The organism is Flavicella sp. (assembly GCF_029238425.1).
In the GTDB taxonomy this organism is placed as follows: Bacteria; Bacteroidota; Bacteroidia; order Flavobacteriales; family Flavobacteriaceae; genus Flavicella.
Genome location: NZ_JAQWGB010000188.1, coordinates 1 through 1,935, shown reverse-complemented (window position 1 = coordinate 1,935; position 1,935 = coordinate 1). Strand labels below are relative to the sequence as shown.

The window sequence follows — 1,935 nt, the reverse complement described above, 5'->3', positions numbered from 1 at the left end:
GGATACAAGGCAAAGGAAACACCTGCAAATAATCCTGAATTTGAAGGAATGCATTTAGATCGAATTAACAGAATGCAACAACGCGATAAGAACCATCCTTCTATTATTATTTGGTCTATGGGGAATGAGGCTGGTGATGGTGTTAATTATGTAAAAGCGTATAAAATGCTGAAAGCGTTTGATGATACTCGACCGGTATTTTATGAACGAGCGGAAAGTCATTTCAATCCTGGAATTGAAAAACATACAGATATCATTACTTGGATGTATGCAAGAGCTGATAATCTGAAGAAGAATTACTTAGGGAAATTCCCGGATCGTCCTTTTATTTGGTGTGAATATTCTCATGCAATGGGGAATAGTAACGGAGGCTTGATCGATTTATGGGATATGGTACGAGAGGAAAAACAAATGCAAGGTGGGTTTATATGGGACTTTGTGGATCAAGGGATTTTGCAGAAAAATGAAGCTGGAGAAAAATTTTATGCCTATGGTGGTGATTTTGCTCCTGAAAGATATCATAATGACACTAATTTCTGTATGAATGGGATTATTGATGCGGATGGAACTTATCATCCAGCAATGGAAGAAGTTAGATTTGTCTATCAAAATGCAAGTTTTAGTTTTCAAAATAAGGATGCTTTTAAAGTAGAGGTTTTTAACGAAAACTTTTTTACCAATTTGAATAAATTTAATTTCTCTTTTGAGCTTTTAGAAAATGGAAAAGTTGTTGAAAAGGGAGATTTGAATTTAGATGTGAAACCTCAAAACAATCAAGTTTTTACGTTGCCAATCAAAACAGATGTTACAGGGAATTCAAAAGAATACTTTGTTAATTTTTATGGCCATACTTCTGAAGCTGAGTATCTAGTTCCAGCAAATCATTTGTTATATTCATATCAATTGGAGTTAAAGGAATTGGAGACAGAAATCTTTTTTAAAGAGGATGGATCGTCTATTAAAAAGAAAAATAAAAGAGACTATCTCACATTAAGTAACGACTCTTTCTTGGTACAGTTTGACAAAGGAACGGGTGATTTGGTGTCCTATGTATTGGATGGAGAAGAATATATTAAAAATGCTCCTTATGTTAATTTTTGGAGGGCCGCTACGGATAACGATTTTGGAAATAAAATGCCCAAACGATCGGCTGCTTGGAAGGAAGCTTCTGATTCTAGAAAATTAGTGAAATTGGATATAGAAAAAATATCTAGAAAGAAATACAAGGTTACTATTGTAAATCGTTTGGAAAATATCAACTCGACCACAGAGACTGTCTATACAGTTAACGGAAAAGGAGAGATTTTGGTGGAAACTAAATTTAATTATGGAGGTACTTTGAAAAACGCTGAAATGCCAAAATTTGGAATGAATTTTCAATTACCAGGTTCTTTAAAAATAGCCAAATGGTATGGAAGAGGTCCCCATGAAAACTATCAAGATAGAAAAGCTTCAGCCTTTATCGGTCAATACGAAGCTACTATAGAAGAGTTGTATTTTGCATATGCTAGACCTCAAGAAAATGGTTACCGAACAGAGAATAGATGGTTGACATTAAAAGACGATTCAGGCAATGGATTGAAATTTGTTGGACTATCGGAGTTTTCTTTCAGTGCTCATTATAACACTATAGAGGATTTTGACGCAGGATTGTCTAAAAAACAGCAACGTCATACTACAGATATCAAACCAAGAGATTTTGTAAGTTTGAATATAGATTACAAACAAACCGGTGTTGGAGGTGATAATAGTTGGGGAGCAAAGCCTTTGCAACAATATATGCTGGAGCCAGCAGATTATTCTTATAGTTTTATGATTTTACCAATTAAATAAGGAAACATGAGTTTTATGAATTATCTAAAAGGTACTCTTGGGGGAATTAGCTTTTTGCTTTTAGCATGTTCTTGTCAAGCACAGTCTGAAAATAATCCTGAA

The 1,935-nt window shown here is 34.3% G+C and carries 1 protein-coding gene; it reads left to right on the top strand.

Annotated elements, in window-relative coordinates:
• Positions 1-1,833: glycoside hydrolase family 2 TIM barrel-domain containing protein (locus P8H68_RS12620; RefSeq protein ID WP_300325785.1), on the top strand; the 1,833-nt coding region annotated here is incomplete at its 5' end.
• Positions 1,834-1,935 lie beyond the last annotated feature (102 nt).